Here is a 3,009-nt window from a genome sequence, read left to right as displayed (position 1 = left end):
CTTGGTGGGTATTGATAAAGCGTGATTGCGGGCGCAAGGAGGTCTTGCGTCCGAGGCGGTGAGGGTGGATCCGGGAGGGGCGATCGGTATCGCCCCGTCCTTTGCATCAACTGGCGGTCAGCAGGTTGAAAAAACGCCCGCTGATGAGCCATACATCCAGCGCATCAGTGAATTGCGACCGCTGATGCCCAGCTTGATCGCCGCGCGGCGCTGGTAACTGCCCACGGTATTGACCTTGAGTGCGAGTCGCTCGGCCTGCTCAAGCGCGGTATGGCCGGCGAGCAGCCCCAGGCACACTTGGGTTTCGCGTTCGGACAACGTCAACCCTGTTTCACGCAGTCGTTCCTGAAAGCGCTTTTCAATGCTTTCCGGCTTTTTATGCTCGATGCCGGGCATTGCCGATTGCAGGGCATTGACATGTTTTTCAAGTATCGAAAACAGCAGAGGGGAAATGTCGCCCAGCTGTCGGCGTTCCTTTTCTGAAAATTCATGCGCGGGAAGCGCCCGAAATACAGTTATTTTACAACTAAAGCTTTCCGAGGCCTGATCAGGGTAAAGATGAATCGAGTCACTGAGCAACAGCGTGCCCCGTGATGACGTCACCGTCTCGTTAAAGACCGTCGGTGCAGAGGCGGGTGGCGTTTGCCAGGGCTGTGGCAGTGAGGAGAGGTGCGTGGCATCTACCGCAAGCTGAGTATCGATCAACTTGTGGAACATGCTGGAAAAATTCCCGCTACCGATGCTGGCTATGGCCCTGCCGATCTGCGGAAGTAGTGTGTTAGGCATGTAGTCATCCATGAGTTTAAAACTGCTGACAATGGTGTAGACGCTGTAAGCATGGCGCGGTCACATCAACCTGCTGTTGGCGTTTGCGCCACGAAAACAGCGTTAGATGCCCGCTAGAGCATCTCCAGTGAAGTACAGCAAAGCGTATCGCCCTGAGGTTACCTAAATACTTCACTATCAGAAAGAGTGATGGTCATCGGTCGGACGGCGGGCAAGGAGGTCGCAGAAATGGTGGGGCGAACCCGCGTTAACTCGTGGTGCCTGATGTTGTTACGGGAAGTAGAGAGATAAAAATATCCCCACACATGTGCATCTAAAGTTGCAACATGGCGGGGAAATAGCGTTTGGCAAGCGTCTATTTTCCGATCATGAACCGGGTGACCAGGCGCGTAAGCCGTCCGTAAGGTGCCGAGACCTTGTCGGACATGTTGAAACGTCCGAGCTTGAGAACGCCGCGGGCGTGGGACAGACGAACGAAGCCTTCGTAGCCGTGATAGGCCCCGGTGCCGCTGTCGCCGACACCGCCAAAGGGCAGGTCATCCTGCGTCGCGTGCAGCATGGTGCCATTGATCGTCACGCCGCCGGACTGCGTGCGGTTCAGCACCCGCTCCACAGAGGTTTGATCGTTGGAAAAGCAATAAAGGGCCAGCGGTGCCGGACGCGCGTTGATAAAAGCGATGGCTTCATCCAGCGACTCATACGCGAGGATCGGCAGCAGCGGCCCGAAAATCTCTTCGCCCATGACATCCGCTTTCAGGGACACCTGCGTGAGTGCCATCGGTGCGATCTTGCGTTCGCCCGCCGTCGCAGGCGCATTGTGTTGCCATGCCTTGGCACCCGTTGCCACGGCCTGACTGGCCATCGCCATAAGCCGGTCGTAGTGGCGCTGGGAAATAATCGAGGTGTAGTCCGGATTGCCATCGAGGGTCGGGTAGAGTTTTTCCGCTGCAGCCAGCCACTCGCTGGCAAAGCTGTCCACGTGTTCGCGCGGGACAAGGACATAGTCAGGTGCTACGCAGGTCTGACCGGCGTTGAACAGTTTGCCGATAGCGATCATCCGCGCGGCTTTGCTGATCGAAAAGTCGTCGCACACCACGACCGGCGATTTGCCGCCCAGCTCCAGAGTGACCGGTGTCAGGTTGCGCGCGGCCGCCGCCATGACCTGGCGACCCACGTGGGTCGAGCCGGTAAACAGCAGATGGTCAAAAGGCAGCTCACTGAACCGGCCCGCCAGCGTGGCGTCGCCAGTGACTACTGTTACCTGCTCGGCAGGGAAGGTTTCGCCCAGCAACTGCCTGAGCAGCTCGCAAGTCCGGGGTGTCAGCTCCGAAGGCTTGACATCACCCGATTGCCGGCAGCCAGCGCCTCTATCAACGGCACCAGCGTCAGCGTCAGCGGATAGTTCCACGGAGCCAGAATGCCGACGACGCCCAGCGGCTGATACACGACCCGGGCCGTGGCCGGTCTGAAAACAATACCCGCCTTGCGCCGGGAGGGGCGCATCCACGCCTTGAGGTGCGAGCGGATGTGCTTGATGCCATTGATCACCGGCATCAATTCGCCGAGCCGTGTTTCGTCGAACGAGCGGTTGCCGAAGTCTGCGCTGACCGCCTCGAGCAACCTGTCCTGATTATCGCTGACCATGCGCAGAACGGCGTTGAGGTTTGCGATTCGTTGATCGTAGGAAGGCGCGCCCTGAGCGCGGAATGCAGCCTGCTGCGCCTCGAGCAGCTCGGTTAGCCTGGCCGCGTGAAACGTCGTATCTGGCGGAACCGTGGCGGGTTGATTCATGACGCTGCTCCTGTGGCTGCGTGTTTTTTATAGGGGCTGCATGATGACGATGGGCCAGAGGGCGTGTGCGTATTGCGGCCCAAGGACTTCAAGCAACTGTCGGGTGAACGTTGGCCCTCGGTAGAAAGCGAGTCGCATGCAAAAATCCTCAACGCCACCAGCCGTGGCAAACCTGAATAAAGCGTCAGGGCTGTCTGCTAATCGGCCACAATCCGACTTTACGTCACAAGGGATACAAACAGGACACGCAGGGCGCCTTTTCAGCGCTCATTTGTCGTCCGGGTGAATCACCCGGATGCTGCGCGGATCAACGTGTTGCGGGCTGACAGCCCCGATTTCACGCAGTGGCGATGGGCTTTTTAAAAAAAAGAGCGTGGACTCGGGATATAACACTAATTAGAATCAGTCTCATTTGGCGCATCCCATCGCTCA

Annotated in this window: 1 protein-coding gene and 1 pseudogene; both read right to left on the bottom strand. The window is 58.1% G+C overall.

Annotation, left to right across the window (positions count from 1 at the left end):
- Positions 1 to 117: 117 nt before the first annotated feature.
- Positions 118 to 786 carry a helix-turn-helix transcriptional regulator gene (locus tag KBY08_RS09265; protein WP_024638725.1) on the bottom strand — a complete coding sequence of 223 codons (669 nt, stop codon included), beginning with the start codon at positions 784 to 786 and terminating at the stop codon, positions 118 to 120.
- Positions 787 to 1,141: 355 nt separating this feature from the next.
- Positions 1,142 to 2,577: pseudogene (locus KBY08_RS09260) on the bottom strand (coniferyl aldehyde dehydrogenase).
- Positions 2,578 to 3,009 lie beyond the last annotated feature (432 nt).

The organism is Pseudomonas sp. P135 (assembly GCF_020312125.1).
Classification (GTDB): domain Bacteria; phylum Pseudomonadota; class Gammaproteobacteria; order Pseudomonadales; family Pseudomonadaceae; genus Aquipseudomonas; species Aquipseudomonas fragariae.
The sequence above is the reverse complement of the archived record's forward strand: the minus strand, read 5'-3'. Positions and strand labels throughout refer to the sequence as shown.